The sequence below is a fragment of the Serratia sp. MF1(2023) genome, assembly GCF_030954545.1.
Lineage (GTDB): Bacteria > Pseudomonadota > Gammaproteobacteria > Enterobacterales > Enterobacteriaceae > Serratia > Serratia sarumanii.
Map to the genome: position 1 here is coordinate 62,772 of NZ_JAVHUX010000011.1, position 21,002 is coordinate 83,773.

The 21,002-nt window shown below is 60.2% G+C and carries 20 protein-coding genes and 1 pseudogene; 6 read left to right on the forward strand and 15 right to left on the reverse strand.

Annotated features, from left to right (window positions below; all coding sequences use genetic code 11):
- Window positions 1-48: 48 nt before the first annotated feature.
- The 7 genes from nlpD to ftsB all read right to left on the reverse strand — a co-directional run bounded on the left by nlpD (window position 49) and on the right by ftsB (window position 5,301).
- The gene (gene nlpD, locus REA38_RS06625; protein ID WP_033649258.1) at window positions 49-1,047 is read right to left on the reverse strand and encodes a murein hydrolase activator NlpD; all 999 of its coding nucleotides are present in this window, start codon (window positions 1,045-1,047) and stop codon (window positions 49-51) included.
- A 325-nt stretch (window positions 1,048-1,372) separates the two neighbouring features.
- Window positions 1,373-1,999: a protein-L-isoaspartate(D-aspartate) O-methyltransferase gene (locus REA38_RS06630; protein WP_033637164.1), complete on the reverse strand. Its 627-nt coding sequence runs from the start codon at window positions 1,997-1,999 to the stop codon at window positions 1,373-1,375.
- Window positions 1,993-2,754, reverse strand: a complete 762-nt coding sequence (gene surE / locus REA38_RS06635; protein ID WP_033637163.1) for a 5'/3'-nucleotidase SurE — start codon at window positions 2,752-2,754, stop codon at window positions 1,993-1,995. Before surE ends, REA38_RS06630 begins: the two co-directional genes overlap by 7 nt.
- On the reverse strand, window positions 2,735-3,781 hold the full coding sequence (truD, locus tag REA38_RS06640; protein WP_308885401.1) for a tRNA pseudouridine(13) synthase TruD: 1,047 nt from the start codon (window positions 3,779-3,781) through the stop codon (window positions 2,735-2,737). Before truD ends, surE begins: the two co-directional genes overlap by 20 nt.
- A gap of 4 nt (window positions 3,782-3,785) precedes the next feature.
- Window positions 3,786-4,259 (reverse strand): 2-C-methyl-D-erythritol 2,4-cyclodiphosphate synthase, encoded by a 474-nt coding sequence (gene ispF / locus REA38_RS06645; RefSeq protein WP_004932594.1) that lies wholly within the window; start codon window positions 4,257-4,259, stop codon window positions 3,786-3,788.
- A 10-nt stretch (window positions 4,260-4,269) separates the two neighbouring features.
- Window positions 4,270-4,977 (reverse strand): 2-C-methyl-D-erythritol 4-phosphate cytidylyltransferase, encoded by a 708-nt coding sequence (gene ispD / locus REA38_RS06650; RefSeq protein WP_033649254.1) that lies wholly within the window; start codon window positions 4,975-4,977, stop codon window positions 4,270-4,272.
- Window positions 4,978-4,980: 3 nt separating this feature from the next.
- Window positions 4,981-5,301: a cell division protein FtsB gene (ftsB, locus tag REA38_RS06655; RefSeq protein WP_016929043.1), complete on the reverse strand. Its 321-nt coding sequence runs from the start codon at window positions 5,299-5,301 to the stop codon at window positions 4,981-4,983.
- Between the two features lie 404 nt (window positions 5,302-5,705).
- Between ftsB and REA38_RS06660 the strand changes: the two genes are divergently transcribed.
- The 3 genes from REA38_RS06660 to REA38_RS06670 all read left to right on the forward strand — a co-directional run bounded on the left by REA38_RS06660 (window position 5,706) and on the right by REA38_RS06670 (window position 8,130).
- Window positions 5,706-6,476: a basic amino acid ABC transporter substrate-binding protein gene (locus REA38_RS06660; RefSeq protein WP_033637160.1), complete on the forward strand. Its 771-nt coding sequence runs from the start codon at window positions 5,706-5,708 to the stop codon at window positions 6,474-6,476.
- A gap of 180 nt (window positions 6,477-6,656) precedes the next feature.
- Window positions 6,657-7,424 (forward strand): amino acid ABC transporter permease, encoded by a 768-nt coding sequence (locus REA38_RS06665; protein WP_086556831.1) that lies wholly within the window; start codon window positions 6,657-6,659, stop codon window positions 7,422-7,424.
- Window positions 7,408-8,130 carry an amino acid ABC transporter ATP-binding protein gene (locus REA38_RS06670; protein ID WP_038871895.1) on the forward strand — a complete coding sequence of 241 codons (723 nt, stop codon included), beginning with the start codon at window positions 7,408-7,410 and terminating at the stop codon, window positions 8,128-8,130. Before REA38_RS06665 ends, REA38_RS06670 begins: the two co-directional genes overlap by 17 nt.
- Window positions 8,131-8,182: 52 nt before the next feature.
- On the opposite strand, the gene REA38_RS06675 is transcribed toward REA38_RS06670, so the two are convergent.
- The 5 genes from REA38_RS06675 to cysG all read right to left on the reverse strand — a co-directional run bounded on the left by REA38_RS06675 (window position 8,183) and on the right by cysG (window position 13,022).
- A complete protein-coding gene (locus tag REA38_RS06675) occupies window positions 8,183-8,509 on the reverse strand; it encodes a DUF3561 family protein (RefSeq protein WP_033637158.1) in 327 nt (108 codons plus the stop codon).
- 84 nt (window positions 8,510-8,593) lie between these two features.
- Window positions 8,594-9,283, reverse strand: coding sequence for an adenylyl-sulfate kinase (gene cysC / locus REA38_RS06680; RefSeq protein WP_154030121.1), 690 nt, complete (start codon window positions 9,281-9,283; stop codon window positions 8,594-8,596).
- A complete protein-coding gene (cysN, locus tag REA38_RS06685; protein WP_102985440.1) occupies window positions 9,222-10,649 on the reverse strand; it encodes a sulfate adenylyltransferase subunit CysN in 1,428 nt (475 codons plus the stop codon). Before cysN ends, cysC begins: the two co-directional genes overlap by 62 nt.
- An 11-nt stretch (window positions 10,650-10,660) precedes the next feature.
- A complete protein-coding gene (gene cysD, locus REA38_RS06690; protein ID WP_004932620.1) occupies window positions 10,661-11,569 on the reverse strand; it encodes a sulfate adenylyltransferase subunit CysD in 909 nt (302 codons plus the stop codon).
- 22 nt (window positions 11,570-11,591) lie between these two features.
- Window positions 11,592-13,022: a siroheme synthase CysG gene (gene cysG, locus REA38_RS06695; protein WP_060439083.1), complete on the reverse strand. Its 1,431-nt coding sequence runs from the start codon at window positions 13,020-13,022 to the stop codon at window positions 11,592-11,594.
- Window positions 13,023-13,283: 261 nt separating this feature from the next.
- On the opposite strand from cysG, the pseudogene REA38_RS06700 reads away from it, so the two are divergent.
- Window positions 13,284-14,377 (forward strand): annotated as a pseudogene (locus tag REA38_RS06700) (aminopeptidase).
- A 56-nt stretch (window positions 14,378-14,433) separates the two neighbouring features.
- Here REA38_RS06700 and REA38_RS06705 read toward each other — a convergent pair.
- The 3 genes from REA38_RS06705 to cysJ all read right to left on the reverse strand — a co-directional run bounded on the left by REA38_RS06705 (window position 14,434) and on the right by cysJ (window position 18,748).
- On the reverse strand, window positions 14,434-15,168 hold the full coding sequence (locus REA38_RS06705) for a phosphoadenylyl-sulfate reductase (protein WP_016929052.1): 735 nt from the start codon (window positions 15,166-15,168) through the stop codon (window positions 14,434-14,436).
- Between the two features lie 62 nt (window positions 15,169-15,230).
- Window positions 15,231-16,946, reverse strand: a complete 1,716-nt coding sequence (gene cysI, locus REA38_RS06710; protein ID WP_060452766.1) for an assimilatory sulfite reductase (NADPH) hemoprotein subunit — start codon at window positions 16,944-16,946, stop codon at window positions 15,231-15,233.
- Window positions 16,946-18,748 (reverse strand): NADPH-dependent assimilatory sulfite reductase flavoprotein subunit, encoded by a 1,803-nt coding sequence (gene cysJ / locus REA38_RS06715; RefSeq protein ID WP_308885406.1) that lies wholly within the window; start codon window positions 18,746-18,748, stop codon window positions 16,946-16,948. Before cysJ ends, cysI begins: the two co-directional genes overlap by 1 nt.
- Window positions 18,749-19,184: 436 nt before the next feature.
- On the opposite strand from cysJ, the gene queD reads away from it, so the two are divergent.
- Window positions 19,185-19,544 carry a 6-carboxytetrahydropterin synthase QueD gene (queD, locus tag REA38_RS06720; protein ID WP_004932638.1) on the forward strand — a complete coding sequence of 120 codons (360 nt, stop codon included), beginning with the start codon at window positions 19,185-19,187 and terminating at the stop codon, window positions 19,542-19,544.
- A 67-nt stretch (window positions 19,545-19,611) separates the two neighbouring features.
- A protein-coding gene (locus tag REA38_RS06725; RefSeq protein WP_154232789.1) for an IS3 family transposase occupies window positions 19,612-20,969 on the forward strand; the annotation gives its coding sequence in 2 pieces (ribosomal slippage) (window positions 19,612-20,085 and window positions 20,088-20,969; 1,356 coding nt in all).
- Window positions 20,970-21,002: the final 33 nt, after the last annotated feature.

Sequence of the window (21,002 nt, forward strand, 5' to 3'; positions counted from 1 at the left end):
CTCCTACCCGTGATACCGCGAGCAGAATCTCAGCGTATTCTGCCCAATCTATCGCTGCGGAAGATAACGCAGCGGGTTTACGGATTTCCCCTTGTAACGAATTTCAAAATGCAAACGTACTGAACTGGTACCGGTGCTACCCATGGTGGCTATTTTTTGACCCGCCTTCACTTCTTGTTGTTCCCGGACCAGCATTGTGTCGTTATGAGCGTAGGCGCTCAGGTAATCATCATTATGTTTGATGATGATTAGATTACCGTAACCCCGTAAAGCGTTGCCTGCATACACTACGCGGCCATCGGCGGTAGCGAAGATCGGCTGCCCACGGGAACCGGCGATATCGACACCCTTATTCCCACCTTCTGATGAGGAAAAGTTATCAATAACCTTACCGTCAGTCGGCCATCTCCAGGTACTGACCGGAGCGCTGTTGCTGACGGTGCTGCTCACTGGTGGAGCGGCTTCCGGCGCGGTAACAGGCGCAGCCGCGGTCCCAACCGCTGCGGCCCCTGCTGCAGGTAACATCTTACCTACATTCTGTTTACCCGAGTTTTCAGAATACGCGTTAGTTGATTGAGAATCAACCGTTGCCGTCTGGATCTGGGAGGTGGAAGGTGGCTTCGGAACGCCGCCTTGGGTCGCGTCAGTCGTCGCCAACATACCGCCGCCGCCGTTGGCGGAACCATTACCAAGCTGAATGGTTTGGCCAACATTCAGGCTGTATGGCTCGGGAATATTGTTGCGCTGCGCCAGATCGCGGAAATCGTTGCCGGTGATCCAGGCAATATAAAACAGCGTGTCGCCGCGCTTGACCGTATAGGTGTCGCCGCCGCTGTAACTCCCTTTAGGAATGGCGTTATAACTGCGGTTATAAACAATGCGGCCCTCTGGACTGGCCTGCTGCGCCCCGCCATTATTATTGCCGGATGGAACGGCGCCGCCGCCACCCACGCTGCTGATAGGGGCCGACGTTGAGGCATTGTTCGTACAACCCGCCAACCACAAACTTACCATCGTACACACCGCAACCCGGCGTAACGTAATCATTGGGCTTCCCGTGCTCATGCTTCCCCCATGACAGCAATATCAGTGATATATCCAAAATACCCTTTACATCGTAGCCGAGCTTTTGCCACTTCCCAGTTTCTGCGATGTAAAGGCGCCGCCGGCCGATCCCTGAATGCCAGGTCATCTCGCGCCGGAGCATCAAAACGCGCGCCAATGCTAACCAGATTGGCGTTGCCGCACCATAAGACAACTACGTAGAAAGGCCAATTCTAGTGAAAATTAACCTGATTGGAACGAGAAAACCTTATCCGGGCATGATGAAAGTGCAACAGATTTTGCCGACGGTCGAAAAATCAGACGATCGCTAGGCCAATTCGCCTTTCACCAGCGGCACAAAGCGCACCGCTTCTACCGCATCGACAACGAACTCGTTGCCATGACGCTGAATGCGTTTGAGAGTTTGGGCCTGCTCCCCCACCGGCAACACCAGAATACCGCCGTCGTCCAACTGTTCCACCAGCGCCTGCGGGATCTCCGGCGGCGCGGCAGTGACGATGATCGCATCGAACGGGCCGCGCGACGCCCAGCCCTGCCAGCCATCGCCGTGGCGGGTGGAAACATTGTGGAGATCGAGCTGCTTCAGGCGGCGCTTGGCCTGCCACTGCAACCCCTTGATGCGTTCGACGGAACAAACGTGTTGCACCAGATGCGCCAGGATGGCGGTCTGATAGCCGGAACCGGTGCCGATCTCCAACACCCGCGAGGTGGGCGTCAGATTCAGCAGTTCGGTCATCCGCGCCACCATATAAGGCTGGGAAATGGTCTGGCCGGAGCCGATCGGCAATGCGGTGTTTTCGTAGGCCTTATGATCCAGCGCTTCGTCGACAAAACGCTCGCGCGGCACCGCCTCGATCGCCCGCAGCAGCTTTTCGTCCCGGATCCCCTGCTGCCGCAGCTGCGTCAGCAATGTTTGCATGCGCTTGTTCACCATTCCCCGCTAACCTCTGCTTTGGTTAACCATGTTTTCACGACTTCTTGCGCCGCGTAGGCGGTTAAATCCACCTGCAGCGGCGTTATCGCCACATAGCCTTGTTCCACCGCCGCAAAGTCGGTATCCGGCCCGGCATCAAATTTATCACCAGGCGGCCCGATCCAGTAGATATTTTGTCCGCGCGGATCCTGCTGGCAGAAGACCTTGTCGGCTGGATGGCGGCTGCCGCAGCGGGTCACGCGCAGGCCTTTGATCTCCGCCAGCGGCAGATCCGGTACGTTGATATTCAGGATTTTTCCGGTTCGCAACGGTTCGCGCTGCAGCGCGCGCAGGATGCGGCAGGTAATGACGGCGGCGGTCGCGTAGTGCCGGTGGCCGTTCAGCGACACCGCCAACGCCGGCAGCCCCAGGTGCCGGCCCTCCATCGCCGCCGCGACGGTGCCGGAATAGATGACGTCGTCGCCTAAATTCGGCCCGGCGTTGATGCCGGAGACCACGATATCGGGCGCCGGGCGCATCAAGGCGTTGACGCCAAGGTAAACGCAGTCGGTCGGCGTCCCCTGCAGCACCGCAATATCCCCGTTGGCCAGCGTCTGCGTGCGCAGCGGCGACTCCAGCGTTAAGGCATTGGAAGAGCCGCTGCGGTTACGATCCGGCGCCACAACCTGCACTTCGGCGAATTCCCGCAGCGCCGCCGCCAGCACCTGAATGCCCGGAGCGCTGACGCCGTCATCGTTACTCAGCAATATCCGCATCGCTGTCATCCTGCTGCATGATCTCGCGAACCACGCTGGTGGCGAAGCTGCCTGCCGGCAGCCAGAAGCGCAGTTCCACGGTAACGTCATCCCACCAGCTCCACCGCATATTTTGCGGCTGCAGCAGCAGGGCCCGACGAGCGGGGTCGACACGCTCGCGCTTTAAAAGCGTAAGCAATTCCGGCTGCTCCGCCAAGCATTGTTGTTCAAATGCCAACGCGCTGCCGGCGCTGCCCGGCTCGCCGTCGCCCGGCAACGTCGCGGTGACAACCAGCTCACCGGCATCCAAGCGCTGTTGCAACGTCTCCAGCTCATCGGCTTTGGCGACAAACCAGCTGCCGCGGCCGCTCAGCTGCAGGGCGTCACCTTCCAGCACGGTGCGCTGCAGGCCGTCCGCCAGGCGCCTGCTCGCGACCAGATTAAACAGCGCGCTGCGGCTGGCAGAGAGGTAAAAACTGCGCTTGCTGCGCTCTTTGACGCGAATTTCATCATTCGCCCAGCGGCGCGCCATCACCAGGTTGTTGCCGCCACGGCCGAAACGCTGGCTGCCGAAGTAGTTCGGCACGCCCTGCGCGGCGATGGCCTGCAGGCGGTGTTCCACATCCTGCCGATCGGAAATATGGCGCAGCACCAGCGTAAAGTGGTTGCCCTTCAGGTTGCCGATGCGCATTTTACGCAGGTGGCGGGCGTACGAGAGCACCTCGCAGCCTTCCAGCGCAAACCGGGAGAAATCCGGCGTGTCCTTGCCCGGCATATGCAGGCAGAACCACTGTTCGGTCACCGCGTGGCGATCCTTCAAGCCGGCATAGCTGACGGAACGGGCGTGAATACCGGCGAAGCGCGCCAGATAGTCGGCCACGAACTGGGTATTGCAGCCGTTTTTGCGGATGTTCACCAGCACGTGCTCGCCTTCACCGTCCGGTGCAAAGCCCAGATCTTCCACCACCACGAAATCTTCCGGATTGGCTTTCAACACCCCGGTGCTCTGCGGCCGGCCATGCAGCCAGGTCAGATTCGCCATATCCATGCGGTTATTCCTTGATCAGCAAGGCAACCGCTTCGCAGGCGATGCCCTCACCGCGCCCGGTGAAGCCGAGCTGCTCGGTGGTAGTGGCCTTCACGTTGACGTCATCCATATGGCACTGCAGATCTTCCGCCAGGAAAACACGCATCTGCGGGATGTGCGGCGCCATTTTCGGCGCCTGGGCGATAATGGTGATATCGAGGTTACCGAGGCGATACCCTTTGGCGCGAATGCGTTTCCAGGCTTCGCGCAGCAGTTCGCGGCTGTCGGCGCCTTTGAACGCCGGATCGGTATCGGGGAACAGCTTGCCGATATCGCCCAACGCCGCCGCGCCCAGCAGGGCATCGGTCGCGGCGTGCAGCGCGACGTCACCGTCGGAGTGGGCCAGCAAACCTTTGTCGTAAGGGATGCGAACACCGCCGATCACCAACGGGCCTTCGCCGCCGAATTTATGTACGTCAAAACCGTGACCGATACGCATGATGCGCTCCTTAATTGTCTAACTGAGTCAAATAGAACGCCGCCAGCGCCAAATCCTCCGGCCGCGTTACTTTAATGTTGTCCGCCCGGCCGGCGATCAGCAGCGGATGATAACCGCAATGCTCCAGCGCCGAGGCTTCGTCGGTGACGTTCGCGCCTTCATCCAGCGCGCGCTGCAGGCACTGCTTGAGCAACGGCAGCGGAAACAGCTGCGGCGTCAGCGCGTGCCACAGATCCTGCCGATCGACGGTATGGGCGATGGTTTCGCGGCCGGGTTCGGCGCGTTTCATGGTGTCGCGCACCGGCGCGGCGAGAATGCCGCCGACCTTACTGTGTGCGGTAATCGCCAGCAGGCGCTCGAGATCGTCGGCGTGCAGGCAGGGGCGCGCGGCGTCATGCACCAACACCCAGTCCGCATCGCCCGCCAGATTCAGCCCGGCCATCACCGAATCCGCGCGCTGCTTGCCGCCCTCGGTGACGATCACCCGCGGATCCTGGGCGATCGGCAACTGTTCGAACTGGCGATCTTCGGGGCCGATCGCCACGATCACCCGCTCGATGCGCGGGTGGCGCAACAGGGCATGGATGGCGTGTTCGACGATGCTATGCCGGCCGATGGTTAAATATTGCTTCGGGCATTCCGCCTGCATGCGGCTGCCGATACCGGCAGCGGGCAGGACGGCAATCACCGAGGGAAAGGTGCCTGCGGAGTGATTCATGCGTTATTTTTGTGCGTTGTTTTGCGAGGAAGACGCCGCGTTGCGTCTGGATTGGTCAGGAACCAGACGATAGAAAGTCTCACCGGGCTTGATCATGCCCAGCTCATTACGCGCACGCTCTTCGATCGCTTCCTGTCCGCCGTTCAAATCGTCGATTTCGGCAAACAGCTGATCGTTACGCGCTTTCAACTTGGCGTTGTTGCCCTGCTGGACCGCAACGTCTTCATTGACCCGCACGTAATCGTGAATACCATTTTTGCCCAGCCACAGTGAATACTGTAACCAACCGAGCAATGCCAGCAATAGCAGCGTAAGTTTTCCCATCTCCGCCCCCTGAAAAACCGACCAATCATCCCACAACTTCTCGTTGGACTCCACACTGAGAGCGGCATTTCAACGCCAAATTCAGAATACGGATGAAGGGTTCCCGAGTTTATAACCCAAATCCGCGGCGAAAGCGGCAAAAAAAGCCCCTTTTACCCGACGCGCGCGGCGCGTTTTCCGATGAGAGACACACTGCCCTTCCTCCATTATGCAGCAAGAATCACTGCACCGCCGCTTACCGGCCCATCGCTTACGCCACAGCAATGCAAAAAAATGAATATTTACCACCATAGAAAGAATAATCCTCATGCATCGGTTGCACTTTCATTCATTGAAGCTTATTTTTATGCACTACCAGTGCATAAATAATTCCAATGTATAACCTTTCATTATCGGGGATCGCGATGTTAAAACGTTTAGTTCTGATCGGCGCCTGCCTGGCCGCCACCTTCTCCACCGCCGCGTTGGCGGCTGAACCTACCTACGTCGTCGGCTCCGGCGGCACCTATCGGCCGTTCGAATTTGAAAACAGCCAAAAACAGCTGGAAGGGTTCGACATCGACATCATCAAAGCGGTGGCCAAGGCCGAAGGCTTCCAAATCAAACTGATCAATACGCCGTGGGAAGGGATCTTCGCCACGTTGAATTCCGGCGATCGCGACATCATCATTTCCGGCATCACCATCACCGACAAACGCAAGCAAATGGTTGATTTCTCGGCGCCTTACTTCCCGGCCGAACAGGCCATCGTCGTGCCGCAGGACTCGACGGTCGATTCCATCGCCGCGCTGAAAGCGCTGAAGGTCGGCGTGGTGAACTCCAGCACCGGCGACATCGTGGTGTCCGATGTGCTGGGCAAAAACAGCACCGCCATCAAGCGCTTCGACAATACGCCGCTGATGCTGCAGGAGCTGTATGAAGACGGCATCGGCGCGGCGGTCGGCGACGTCGGCGTGGCCAAGTTCTATATCAAAACCCACCCTGAGAAGGCCTTCAAGCTGGTGTCCGATGCCAAGTTCGAGCGCCAGTATTTCGGCATCGCCGTCGCCAAAGGCAACGACGAACTGCGTAACAAGATTAACGCCGGCCTGAAGAAGATCGTCGCCGACGGCACCTACGCCAAGATCTACCAAACCTGGTTCGACAGCAACGTACCGACGCTGCCGGCGGAATAATCAACTGGCGCGCCTCAGCGCAGTAGGCCAGTAAATAAACAGGCGTAGCGAGCTAAGTCAGATTGGGTGCGGCCAGCGCACAGCCACCGGAGTGGACACGCAATCCATGAGGATGGCGAGCACTGCCCAATCCCAAGATGACAACGCGCAGTAGCCTTAACACGCTTAAATAAGGATCTGATCTTGAACTTCCGCTGGGAGATTATCCAGGAATACGCGCCGCTGTTTATGGAAGGCGCCTGGATGACCATCAAATGCACCATTATCTGCGTGCTGCTGGGCACCACCTGGGGATTGATCCTCGGGCTGGGTCGTTTGGCACAGGCGCCGCACGGCATCTGGAAACCCATACTGCATTACGGCGTTCAGTGGCCGGTGCGCATCTACATCAGCGCCTTTCGCGGCACGCCATTGTTCGTACAAATCATGGTCGTGCACTTCGCGCTGGTGCCGCTGTTCATCAACCCGCGCGACGGCCTGCTGGTCACCAGCGGCCTGATGAGCGTCGATTTCGCCCGCGCGCTGCGCGCCGACTACGGCGCCTTTCTCTCCTGCGTGGTGGCGATCACGCTCAACGCCGGCGCCTATGTGTCGGAAATCTTCCGCGCCGGGATCCAGTCTATCGACCGCGGCCAAATGGAAGCTTCGCGTTCGCTGGGCATGAGCTACGGCAAGACCATGCGCCAGGTGATCCTGCCGCAGGCCTTCCGCCGCATGCTGCCGCCGCTGGGCAACAACGCCATCGCCATCGTCAAGGATTCGTCGCTGGCCTCCGCCATCGGCCTGGCGGATCTGGCCTATGCCGCCCGCACCGTCTCCGGCGCCTACGCAACCTACTGGGAGCCCTACCTGACCATTTCGCTGGTCTATTGGGTCATCACCTTCCTGCTCTCGCTGCTGGTGCAACACATGGAAAAGAGGTTCGGTAAAAGTGATTCGCGTACATAACCTGCAAAAACAGTTCGGCGAGAGCCACGTGCTGCGCGGCATTTCCTGCCGGATCGCCGCCAACGAAGTGGTATGCGTCATCGGCCCTTCCGGCTCCGGGAAGAGCACCTTCCTGCGCTGCATCAACGCGCTGGAAACGCTCTCCGGCGGCGAGATCGAGGTCAACGGCTTCGCCGTCCACGATCAGAAAACCGACCTGAACAAGATGCGTGAAAGCGTGGGCATGGTGTTCCAGCGCTTCAACCTGTTCCCGCACATGACGGTGTTGGAAAACATCATCATGGCGCCGGTGAGCGTGAAGAAACGGCCGCGCGCCGAAGCCATCGCGCAAGCCGAACAGCTGCTGCACAAGGTCGGGCTGCTCGACAAGATAGACGCCTACCCCAACAGCCTCTCCGGCGGCCAGCAGCAGCGGGTAGCGATCGCCCGCGCGCTGGCGATGGAGCCGAAGATCATGCTGTTTGACGAACCCACCTCCGCGCTCGATCCGGAGCTGGTGGGTGAAGTGTTGGCGGTGATGAAGTCCCTGGCCCACGAGGGCATGACCATGGTGGTGGTAACGCATGAAATGGGCTTTGCCCGCGAGGTGGCCGATCGGGTGCTGTTTATCGATCAGGGGATCATTCAGGAGGAAGGTGCGCCGCAGCAGATCTTCAGCCATCCGGCCAATCCGCGCACACAGGCGTTTCTGAGCAAAGTTTTGTAACCTTCGGCACCGCTTTGCAATCCTTCGGGCGCCGGCATCGGCGCCCGCTCTCTCACCACCCGGTCAGGAAGCTGAACACCAGCCAGAACAGGCACAGCACGATGGTGCCGGTCAGCAGCAGCGTCAGGATCAGACGACCGCGCAACAGCATGCTGAGGGTGATGCCGATCAGCACCGACAGCGGCATCAGCGCCAGGAAGAACGGCCAGGTATAGAGCAGGAAAAACAGCGTGTTGGAACCGTAAACCAGGAACGGCAACGCGAACGCCAGCCAGTAGAAAACAAAGCCGCTGACGCCGCCCAGGAAAGAATAAGAAGGCTCCTCTCTCTCCTGTTTTGACTGCTTGGAGTCGATCAAGATAGGCGTGACATTTTGCATAGTGATCCCTGGTTATTCGGCTCGCTCTGCGGCGGCTTAGAGTAAAAAGCGCATGGCGAAAAACGCCACACGCTTTTTTTGAATTCAGGGTTTGATAATAGCCTGACCACGCAACACGTCTAACAATTGCGCAATCAAATTTGTTACCAATTGTTGGCCATCGAGGTGGATTTCAGGCTGCTGCGGCGCCTCGTAAACCGCGTCGATGCCGGTGAAATTGCGCAGCTCGCCGGCGCGCGCTTTTTTATACAATCCCTTGGGATCGCGCGCCTCGCAGATCGCCAACGGCGTGTCGACGAACACCTCGATAAAGCGATCGTCGCCGAGCATCTCGCGCACCATCTGCCGCTCGGCGCGGTGCGGCGAAATGAACGCGGTCAGCACCACCAGCCCGGCGTCCACCATCAGTTTAGCCACTTCCCCCACCCGGCGGATGTTCTCGCGCCGATCCTCGTCGGAGAAGCCGAGATCGCGGCACAGGCCGTGGCGCACGTTATCGCCGTCCAGCAGATAGGTGCTGACGCCGAGCCCGTGCAGCGCCTGCTCCAGCGCGCCGGCGACGGTGGATTTGCCCGAGCCGGACAGCCCGGTAAACCACAGCACCACACCGCGATGGCCATTGCGCGCTTCGCGATCCGCGCGCGTCACCGCGTGCGGATGCCAAACCACGTTCTCATCGTCCGGCCCGGTCGCCCTCAGTTCAGCGGCCACCTTATCGGCCACCGAGCAGATCGCGTGCGCCCCAGTGCGGGAAGTGCTTGCGCACCAGCGCATTCAACTCCAGCTCGAAAGCGCTGAACTCGCCGTGCGCCGCCGGGGTGGCCTGCAGCGTTTCGCGTACCAGACCGGCGCCCACCGTGACGTTACTCATGCGATCGATGAAGATCAGCCCGCCGGTGTCGTGATTGCTCTGATAGCTGTCCAGCACCAGCGGCTCGTCGAAGGTCAGCTCCACCAGGCCGATGCCGTTAAGCGGCAACGTGTCTGCCGGGTGCTGAGCCAGCGTATTGATCTCCACCTGATGGCGGATACTCTCCACGCGGGCGCGGGTCTTTTTACCGGCGATCTTGATGTCGTAGCTCTGGCCCGGCACCAGCGGCTGCTCGGCCATCCATACCACGTCCACCAGCGCGCTCTGCGCCGCCTGCAGGCTTTCGCCGGCGTCGACCAGCAGATCGCCGCGGCTGATGTCCACCTCATCCTTCAGCACCAGCGTAATCGCCTCGCCCGGCACCGCCTCTTGCAGATCGCCGTCGAAGGTCACGATGCGCGCCACGCTGGACTCCACGCCGGAAGGCAGCACCTTGACCCGTTGCCCCACCCGCACCACGCCGGCGGACAGCGTGCCGGCATAGCCGCGAAAATCGAGGTTCGGGCGGTTGACGTACTGCACCGGGAAGCGCAGCGGCTGGTTTTCTCGCTCGCTGACCACATCAACGCTCTCCAGCACTTCCAGCAGCGTCGGGCCGCTGTACCACGGCATATGGGCGCTTTCGCTCGCCACGTTGTCGCCGTCCAGCGCCGACAGTGGCACGAATTTGATGTCCAGATCGCCTGGCAGCTGCTGGGCGAAGGTCAGGTAATCCTGTTTGAACTGCTCAAACACCGCTTCCTGGTAGTCCACCAGATCCATCTTGTTCACCGCCACCACCAGATGGCGAATGCCCAGCAGGGTCGCGATAAAGCTGTGGCGGCGAGTCTGGTCCAATACCCCTTTGCGCGCGTCGATCAACAGGATCGCCAGATCGCAGGTGGAGGCACCGGTGGCCATGTTGCGGGTGTACTGCTCATGCCCCGGGGTATCGGCGATGATAAATTTGCGTTTTTCAGTCGAGAAATAGCGATAGGCCACGTCGATGGTGATGCCCTGCTCGCGCTCGGCCTGCAGGCCGTCCACCAGCAGCGCCAGATCGAGCTTCTCGCCCTGGGTGCCGATGCGTTTGCTGTCGCTGTGCAGCGTCGACAGCTGATCCTCGTAGATCTGGCGGGTATCGTGCAGCAGGCGGCCAATCAGGGTGCTTTTGCCGTCATCGACGCTGCCGCAGGTCAGAAAGCGCAGCAGGCTCTTGTGCTGCTGCGCGTGCAGATAGGATTCGACGCCGCCCTGGTCGGCTATTTGTTGTGCGATTGCGTTGTTCATCCGGCGGCTCCTTAGAAATACCCTTGACGCTTTTTCAGCTCCATCGAGCCGGACTGATCGCGATCGATCATCCGCCCCTGGCGTTCACTGGTGGTGGAGACCAGCATCTCTTCGATGATCTCCGGCAGGGTTTGCGCCTGCGAGTCCACCGCGCCGGTCAGCGGCCAGCACCCCAGGGTGCGGAAACGCACCATGCGCTGGCTGATCACTTCACCCGGCTGCAGATCGATGCGATCGTCGTCCACCATCATCAGCATGCCGTCGCGCTCCACCACCGGGCGAGGTTTCGCCAGGTACAGCGGCACGATGTCGATCTTTTCCAGGAAGATGTACTGCCAGATATCCAGCTCGGTCCAGTTCGACAGCGGGAAGACGCGGATGCTCTCCCCTTTGTTGATCTGGCCGTTGTAGTTGTGCCACAGCTCCGGCCGCTGGTTTTTCGGATCCCAGCGGTGGAAGCGATCGCGGAACGAATAGATGCGCTCTTTGGCGCGCGATTTCTCCTCGTCGCGCCGCGCACCGCCGAAGGCGGCGTCGAAACCATACTTGTTCAACGCCTGCTTCAGGCCCTCGGTCTTCATGATGTCGGTATGCTTGGCGCTGCCGTGCACGAACGGGTTGATGCCCATCGCCACCCCTTCCGGGTTTTTATGCACCAGCAGCTCGAAGCCGTACTCCTTCGCGGTGCGATCGCGGAATTCGTACATTTCGCGGAACTTCCAGCCGGTATCGACGTGCAGCAGCGGGAACGGCAACGTGCCGGGGAAGAACGCCTTGCGCGCCAGATGCAGCATCACGGAAGAGTCTTTACCGATGGAATACAGCATCACCGGGTTGGCGAATTCAGCGGCGACTTCACGGATGATATGGATACTCTCCGCCTCCAATTGCCGCAAATGAGTGAGTCGTTTTTCGTCCATAACAGATCCTTAAAAGCCTTGCCTATGCCAAATTCACGACGGCCGGGCGCGCGGCCCCTTCCGTCTGCGATTGATGCCCGAACCAGGCGATTTGATGGTGCAGTTCCACCACTTCGCCAATCACCAGCAGCGCCGGCAGCGGCGCCCGTTGGGCCAGATGTTCCAGTTGATCCAGCGTGCCGATCTGCACCTGCTGATCGGCGCGCGTGCCGCGGCTGATCACCGCCACCGGCGTATCGGCAGCGCGGCCGTGGGCGATCAGGCGTTGGCTGATGTCCGCCGCCTTCATGGTGCCCATATAGATAGCCAGCGTCTGCCGCGCCCGGGCCAGATCGGCCCAGTCCAGGCCATCGCCGTCGGGGCGGCAGTGGCCGGTGATAAAGGTCACGCTCTGCGCGTGGTCGCGGTGCGTCAGCGGAATGCCGGCGTAGGCGGTCGCCCCCGCGGCGGCCGTGACGCCCGGCACCACCTGAAACGGAATGCCGGCGGCGGCGGCCACCTGCAGCTCTTCGCCGCCGCGGCCAAAGATGAACGGATCGCCGCCCTTGAGACGCACCACGCGTTTGCCCTGCTGCGCCAGCTCCACCAGCAGCCGGTTGGTCTCTTCCTGGATCACCGAGTGCGCGCCGGCGCGCTTGCCCACGCAGATGCGTTCGGCGTCGCGGCGCACCAGATCGAGGATCTCGCCGCTGACCAGGTGGTCATACAGCACCACGTCCGCCTGCTGCATCACCTGCAGCCCGCGCAGGGTCAACAGCCCCACGTCGCCCGGCCCGGCGCCCACCAGGGCTATCTCGCCCTGCACGCCTTCATCGCCTGCGGCGAAGCTTTGCAAATCCTGCTCCAGCTGCCGCTCCGCCTGCGCCGTCTGGCCGTTGGCCACCAGCGTGGCGAAACGGCCGCCAAAGGTTTTCTCCCAGAAACGACGACGTTCGCCGATCGAGGCCAGCCGCTGTTTGGCCTGGCCGCGCCAGCGGCCCGCCACCTGCGCCATCTGCCCCAAACTGGCGGGCAGCAACGCCTCCAGCTTTTCGCGCAGCAACCGCGCCAGCACCGGAGCCTGGCCGCTGGACGACACCGCCACCACCAGCGGCGAGCGATCGATGATCGACGGGAAGATGAACGAACAGCGCGGCTGATCGTCCACCACGTTGACCAACACCCGGCGTTTATCCGCCTCGGCGAACACCGCGGCATTCAGCGCGTTGTCGTCCGTGGCGGCGATCGCCAGAAACACGTCGTCCAGCTGTTGCGGGTCAAAGGTTTTCCCCAGCCAGAGCAGTTGCCCTTGCTGACGTTGTTGTTCCAGTTCCGGTGAGAGCGACTGCGCAACTATCCGTATTTCAGCCCCGGCGCGCTGAAGCAGATCGACTTTGCGCGCAGCCACGTCACCGCCGCCAACGACCAGCACCGGACGTTGTTTCAGGTCGGCAAATATTGGTAGATAGTCCACAACAGCCTTTTCATATAACAGAAAGATAGTGTGACTATACGGGCTGAGATTTAGCCTCTGAAATGACGAAAAGGAATGATTAGTTCCTTTATGGAATATAGGCCGCAACGCCAGAGGCAAACGGTGATAACTGCGGCGACGGTTTGCGCATTCGCGCGAAAATTAAGAGACGGGGAAATTGTGTAATGCCGCCAGGCGTCTCATACTGGGTGCCGAAGAAAAATGATCGGCAGCGCCGATAGCAAAGAAGGATTTTTCGGTATGTTTTCCCGTTTTTACCTGAAGACCAGCCTGCTGGCCCTCGCACTCGGCGGCGTCTTCAGCGTTTGTGCCGCACAGCCCGCAAAAGACGCGCCAATGGGCCGTTTCGCCGCCGAACAGACCCGCCACATCGCCACTTACTTCCCCGGCCGCATGGCGGGCAGCCCGGCCGAATTGCTCACCGCCGACTACCTGAAGCAGCAGTTCAGCAAGATGGGTTATCAAAGCGATATTCGCAGCGTCAACACGCGCTATCTCTACACCAGCAAAGACGGCAAGAAGAATTGGAACAACGTCACCGCCAGCTCGGTGATCGCCGCCCGCAACGGCGACAGCCCGAAACAAATAGTGATTGTCGCCCACTTCGACACCTACACGCCGCAGAGCGACGAAGACCTGGATAACAACCTCGGCGGCCTGACGCTGCAGGGCGTCGACGACAACGCCTCCGGCATCGGCGTGATGCTGGAACTGGCGGAGCGCCTGAAAAGCATCCCCACCGCCTACGGCCTGCGCTTTGTCGCCACCAGCGCCGAAGAGATCGGCTCGCTGGGCGCACAAAACTACCTGCAACGCATGAGCGCGGAAGAGAAAAGCAACACCGTGCTGGTGATCAACCTCGACAGCCTGATCACCGGCGATCGTCTGTACTTCAACGCCGGGCGCAACACGCCGCCGCAAATGGCGAAACGCTCCCGCGATCGCGCGCTGGATATCGCCCATCGCTACGGCATCGCCGCCGCCAGCAATCCGGGTAGCGCCCAGCATCCGAAGGGCACCGGCTGCTGCTCCGATCAAGAGGTGTTCGACGCCGCAGGCATCCCGGTGCTGTCGGTGGAGGCCACCAACTGGTCGCTGGGCGACAAGGACGGCTACCAGCAGCGCGCCGTCAGCCCGCACTTCCCGCAGGGCATCACCTGGCACCGCCCGCAGTATGACAACCTGCAGTATCTGGATCGCTACCTGCCGGGGCGGATCGACAAACGCAGCCGGGGCGGATCGACAAACGCAGCCGCGACAGCGTGCAGATCCTGCTGCCGCTGATCAAAGAGCTGGCGCAGGCTCACCCGCCGAAAGCACAGAAGAAAAAGTAGTCCGCAAAAAAAACAGGGCCCAGCACTGCTGAGCCCCGTCATGTTGATCGCGCCGTTTAGCCTTCGTGCAGGCCGCACTCGCGCTTCAGGCCGAAGAAACGCGTCTCTTCCTCGCTCATGCCCGGCTCCCACTTCTGGGTGGTGTGGGTATCGCCTACCGACAGGTAGCCCTGCTCCCACAGCGGGTGATAGCTCAGCCCATGTTCGGTCAGGTACTGGTAAATCTTGCGGTTGTCCCAGTCGATGATCGGCAGGATCTTGAACACCCCGCGCTGCACCGCCAGCACCGGCAGATTGGCGCGGCTGCCGGACTGCTCGCGCCGCAGGCCGGCGAACCAGCTCTGCGCCCCCAGCGTCTCCAGCGCGCGATTCATCGGCTCGACCTTGTTGATCTGGTTGTACTTCTCAATCCCTTCCACGCCCTGCTCCCACAGTTTGCCGTAGCGCGCCTCTTGCCAGGCGGGAGACTGTTCGGCGCGGAACACCTGCAGATTCAGCTTCAGCTGGTCGGTCAGTTGATCGATAAAGCGGTAGGTTTCCGGGAACAGGTAACCGGTGTCGGTCAGGATCACCGGGATATCCGGCCGGATGCGCGTCACCAGGTGCAGGCATACCGCCGCCTGAATGCCGAAACTGGACGAGAGTACGAACTCGCCGGGCAGATGCTCCAGCGCCCATGCAACGCGCTGTTCGGCGCTGAGGGTCTCCAGTTGGCCGTTGACCACCGCCAATGCCAGCGCCTGCCCGGATTTGGGCAACGCGTTCAGCGCCGCCAGATCGAATTCAGCCATGTTGTCTCTCCTGCTACTTGAAATTACCTGTGCGGCCCCTCTGCCCCAGGGGCCGCCCGGCCTCACTCCCAGAAATCTCGCGCCGGATCCAGCACCGGTTTGACGATGCCCGCGCGGATGGTGAAGTCGCCGAAGCCTTCGCCGGCGTTGCGCTCCTTCGCCCAGCGCCCCACCAACAGGTCGATCTCGCTCAGGATCTCGTCTTCGTTGATGTTCTCGCGGTACATGCGCGGAATGCGCGTGCCTTCACGGTTGCCGCCCAAATGCAGGTTATAGCGGCCGACCGCCTTGCCCACCAGCCCCAGCTCCGCCAACAGCGCGCGGCCGCAGCCGTTTGGGCAGCCGGTGATGCGCAGCACGATATGCTCGTCACCCACCCCGTGCCGATGCATGATCCCTTCCACCTTGGTGACGAACTGCGGCAGGAAGCGCTCGGCCTCCGCCATCGCCAACGGGCAGGTCGGGAACGATACGCAGGCCATCGAGTTCTTGCGTTGCTCACTGATCTCGTCGTCGATCAGGCCATGATCGCGCGCCAGGGCTTCGATCTTCGCCTTCTCGCTTGCCGGCACGCCGGCGATGATCACGTTTTGGTTCGCCGTCAGACGGAAGTCGCCTTTATGGATCTTGGCGATCTCCGCCATGCCGGTCTTCAGCGGGCGCCCCGGATAGTCCAGCAGGCGGCCGTTCTCGATAAACAGCGTCAGGTGCCATTGATCGTCGATGCCCTTCACCCAACCGATGCGATCGCCACGGCCGGTGAATTCATACGGCCGGACCGGCGCGAAGGTGATACCGGCGCGCTTTTCCACTTCGGCGCGGAAAACGTCCACCCCGACGCGCTCCAGCGTGTATTTGGTTTTGGCGTTCTTGCGATCGGTGCGGTTGCCCCAGTCGCGCTGCGTGGTCACCACCGCTTCCGCCACCGCCAGCGTATGCTCGAGCGGAATGTAGCCGAATTCGCTGGCCTGCCGCGCGTAGGTCTTCTTGTTGCCGTGTTCGATGGACAGCCCGCCGCCCACCAGCAGGTTGAAGCCTACCAGCTTGCCGTTTTCGGCGATCGCCACGAAGTTCATGTCGTTGGCGTGCAGATCGACGTCGTTCTGCGGCGGGATCACCACCGTGGTTTTGAATTTGCGCGGCAGGTAGGTCGGCCCCAGAATCGGCTCTTCGTCGGTGGTGGCCACCTTCTCCTGATCCAGCCACACCTCTGCGTAGGCGCGGGTGCGCGGCAGCAGGTGTTCGGAGATCTTCTTCGCCCACTCGTAGGCTTCCTGATGCAGCTCGGATTCCACCGGGTTGGAGGTGCACAGCACGTTGCGGTTGACGTCGTTGGCGGTCGCCAACGCGTCCAGCCCTAGGCGGTTCAGCAGCTGGTGCACCGGTTTGACGTTGCCTTTCAGAATGCCGTGAAACTGGAACGTCTGGCGGTTGGTGATGCGAATGCTGCCGTACAGCGTGCTCTCCTGCGCGAACTTGTCGATGCCCAGCCACTGCTGCGGGCTGATGATGCCGCCCGGCAGGCGGCAGCGCAGCATCATGGCGTGGCGCGGCTCCAGCTTCTGCTCGGCACGTTCGGCGCGAATGTCGCGGTCATCCTGCTGGTACATGCCGTGGAAACGGATCAGCAGGAAGTTGTCGCCGTTGAAGCCGCCGGTCAGGCCGTCGTTCAAATCTTCGGCGATGGTGCCGCGCAGGAAGTTGCTCTCCTTCTTCATGCGCTCCGCATCGGCCAGTTTGCCTTCGACTACCAAAGGCCCGGGGTGTTTATCACTCATCAGTAAACATCTCGCTGATAACGGCGCTCAAGGCGCAGCTCACTTAAAAATTCATCCGCCTGCTCGGTATCCATGCCACCGTGCTCGGCCACCAGTTCCAGTAATGTGTTTTCCACGTCTTTCGCCATGCGATTGGCATCGCCGCAGACGTAAATGTGCGCGCCTTCCTGAATCCAGCGCCACACTTCCGCGCCCTGTTCGCGCAGTTTGTCTTGTACGTATATTTTATGTTGCTGGTCGCGGGACCAGGCCAGATCGATGCGGGTCAGCAGGCCGTCTTTCACGTAGCGCTGCCATTCGACCTGATACAGGAAATCTTCGGTGAAGTGCGGGTTGCCGAAGAACAGCCAGTTTTTGCCGCCGGCGCCGTCGGCGTCGCGCTGCTGCATAAAGGCGCGGAACGGCGCGATGCCGGTGCCCGGGCCGATCATGATCACCGGCGTTTCCGGGTTGGCCGGCAGGCGGAAGTTGTCGTTGTGTTCGATAAACACCCGCACGTCGCCGTCTTCCTCCAGGCGATCCGCCAGGAAGCCGGAGGCGCCGCCGCTGCGGGCGCGCCCGTCGATGTCGTAACGCACCACGCCCACGGTGATGTGGACTTCGCTTTCGTTCTCCGCCTGCGAAGAGGCGATGGAGTACAGACGCGGCGTCAGCGGGCGCAGCAGGCCGACCAGCTGTTCGGCGCTCAGATCCGCCGGCGCCTGACGCACCATGTCGACGATCGGCGTGTTGTGCACGTACTGCTGCAGCGCGGCTTTATCCGCCAACAGGCCGATCAGCGTTTCATCGCGCGACAGCGCGGCGTATTTATCGACGATCGGCGTGGTGTTCTGCGTCAGCTCGAAATGGCTGCGCAGCGCCTGCGCCAGCGGCAGGGTTTGCCCTTCCACCTCGACCGGTTCGTCGCCTTTCAGCCACAACAGCTGCACCAGTTCGTCCACCAGCGCCGGATCGTTGTCGAACCATACGCCGAGCGCATCGCCCGGCTGATAGCGCAGGCCGGAGTCGCCCAGATCGATTTCGATATGGCGCACGTCTTTATCCGACGCGCGGCCGGTAATTTTCTGATTGACCGCAAGCTGGGCGGTAAGCGGTTGTTCCTTGCTGTACGGGCTGCTGTCGATCAGATCGACCGCGCCGCTGGCCAACACGCCCGGTGCGGCGCTTTCCGCCGGCGCGCGCGCCTTCAGCACCGACACCACCTGTTTGCGCCAGGCGGCGGCCAGTTCCAGGTACTCCACGTCGGCGTCTACGCGCTCCACCAGGCGCTCGGCGCCCAGCTCGGCCAGCTTGCCGTCGAAATCCTTACCAGACTGGCAGAAATTCTCATAAGAGGTGTCACCCAGCCCGAACACCGCAAAAGCGGTGTCATTCAGCTTCGGCGCCTTCTTCGAGAACAGGAATTTATGCAGCGCCACCGCTTCTTCCGCCGGCTCGCCTTCCCCCTGCGTAGAGGCGACGATCACCAGCAGGCGCTCTTGAGCTATCTGCTTGAACTTGTAGTCGCCGGCGCTGATCAGCGTGGCGCTCAGATTGGCGGCCAGCAGATCGTCGCGCAGCTGCTCCGCCAGGCGGCGCGCATTGCCGGTCTGCGAAGCGGAAATGATGGTGATGCCGGCGGCAGCCGCAGGGGCGACAGGCGCAATGGCCACGGCTCCGGGCTGTTGATTGACCATGCCCCAAAAATAGCCGGACAGCCACGCCAGCTGCGTCGGCGAATAGTCGCCGATCGTCGCCTGCAAGCGCGCCAGCTGCTCGGGCGTCAGCGGGAGCAAAGATGTTGGAGGAGCCTGAGTCGTCATTGCTGTACTTATTTCCTATACTTAGCGCCTTTCCTGCCAGGCGCGCGCCAGTGTCAGTCGCTGTCTCTTCGCTGCGTCGGGTGTGCGGAAAAGATCAGGAGAGTTTGTAAGGTTACCGAGCAGAATAGCAACGATTAAATAAGGGATAGCAATAAATCATAACCAAAATGACTAAGCTGTTTTTCCGGTAAGGGATAACGCTTAAACCGTTAAACAAAGTTTTTTATCCAGATGAAATTAAAGCGCTTTTTTTCATCGTTTTTTCACCGTTCAACATTTCGGCTCATTACCCCAGCCGATAGGTGCCGCAAACACCAAACAAAAAAAGTGTTAACCGGGCGCGGTTATCGCGGCGGTAGACCATAACGGTATAAATGGCAAGCAGACGCGCTTTCCGGTACTATGCGGCGGTTTTTGAGTCAATGAGGCCGTAATAATGGCAACCACGCTGTTTAAAGATTTTCAGTTTGAAGCCGCACACCGTTTGCCCCACGTGCCGGAGGGCCATAAGTGCGGCCGTCTGCATGGGCATTCGTTTATGGTGCGTCTGGAAGTGACCGGTGAAGTGGATCCCCACACCGGTTGGGTGATGGATTTCGCCGAGCTCAAGGCTGTGTTTTCCCCGATCTGGGAACGGCTGGATCACCATTATCTGAACGATATTCCAGGATTGGAAAATCCCACCAGCGAAGTGCTCGCCGCCTGGATTTGGCAGCAGCTCAAGCCCCAGTTGCCGGAACTGACTGCGGTGATGGTGAAAGAGACCTGTACTGCGGGATGCGTATATAAAGGTTAAAAGAAAGGGCGCCCAATGAACTGCACCCCAAATGTTGGACACATCTGACATTTGGAGGTGCAGTTCTATGAAGTTTTCGCTGCAAGACAAACTCAGTGCCGTCCGGCATTACCTTGCCGGGCTTGGCAGCCAGCGGCAAACCGCCAGAAAGTTCTCCGTCGCTCATGTCCAGTTGCGGCGCTGGATTGCCGCCTATCAACACCATGGCGAGTCGGGCCTGCAACCCGGACGTCGGCGACGCTACACGCCAGAGTTCAAGCTTGCCGCCGTCGAGTTTGCCCGTTCTAATCCGCTGTCGTTAGCGGACGTTGCCGCCAGATTCGACATTCCCTCCTACACGACGCTGGAGCACTGGGTTAAGCTTTATCAGGAGAAAGGGGCCGAAGCCCTCAACCTGGATAAGCGTGGTCACCACATGTCCCAACATCCCAAAACCCCCTATGCCGATAAATCGCCCGATGAACTGACGCCGGAAGAAATGCGGGAGGAAATCGCGTTCCTGCGTGCACAGAATGACTACATAAAAAAGTTGAGAGCCTTGATGCAAGAGAACGACGCCAGGGCGCGTCGGAAAGGGCAAAAATCATCACGGCATTAAGGCAGAAACACGGTCTGAATCTGTTGTTGCGGGTCAGCGTTTTGCCTCGCAGCACCTATTATTATTGCTGTAAAAACAGCACAGTGCCGGACAAATACCGGGAAGCCAAACAGCGTGTGGCGGCCATCTTCCACGCCCATAAAGGCCGTTACGGCTATCGCCGCGTGACCTGTGTTCTGCGAAATGAAGGGCACGGACTGAACCATAAAACTGTCCAAAAGCTGATGATGGCGCAGCAACTGAAGTCATTGGTTCGCAGCAAAAAGTATCGTTCTTATAAGGGGGATGTCGGTAAGGTGGCGCCCAACCTCCTGCAACGCGACTTTGTTGCTCAGCGTCCCAATCAAAAGTGGGTAACTGATGTGACGGAGTTCCGGGTAGGTGAAGACAAGCTGTACCTCTCACCGGTTCTTGACTTGTACAACGGTGAAATCATCGCGTATGAACTGGCGCGCAGGGCAGAGTTTACGCTGGTAAAAACCATGCTGGACAAGGCGCTGGGCAAACTGAAGCCAGACGAACAACCGGTGTTGCACAGTGACCAGGGCTGGCATTACCGGATGGCGGCTTACCAACATCAGTTACGGGAAAAAGGAATAAAACAGAGCATGTCTCGCAAAGGGAACTGCCTGGATAATGCAGTGATGGAGAACTTCTTCGGCCATCTGAAAGCGGAACTGTATTACTTACAACGCTTTGATAACGTAGAACACCTGGCAAAAGAAATAGAGAACTACATTGATTACTATAACCACAGCCGCCTCAGAGAGAAACTAAAAGGCCTGAGTCCGGTAGAGTATCGAACCCAGGCCATGAAGGCCGCCTGAATTTACATCGTCCAACTTCTGGGGGTCAGTTCA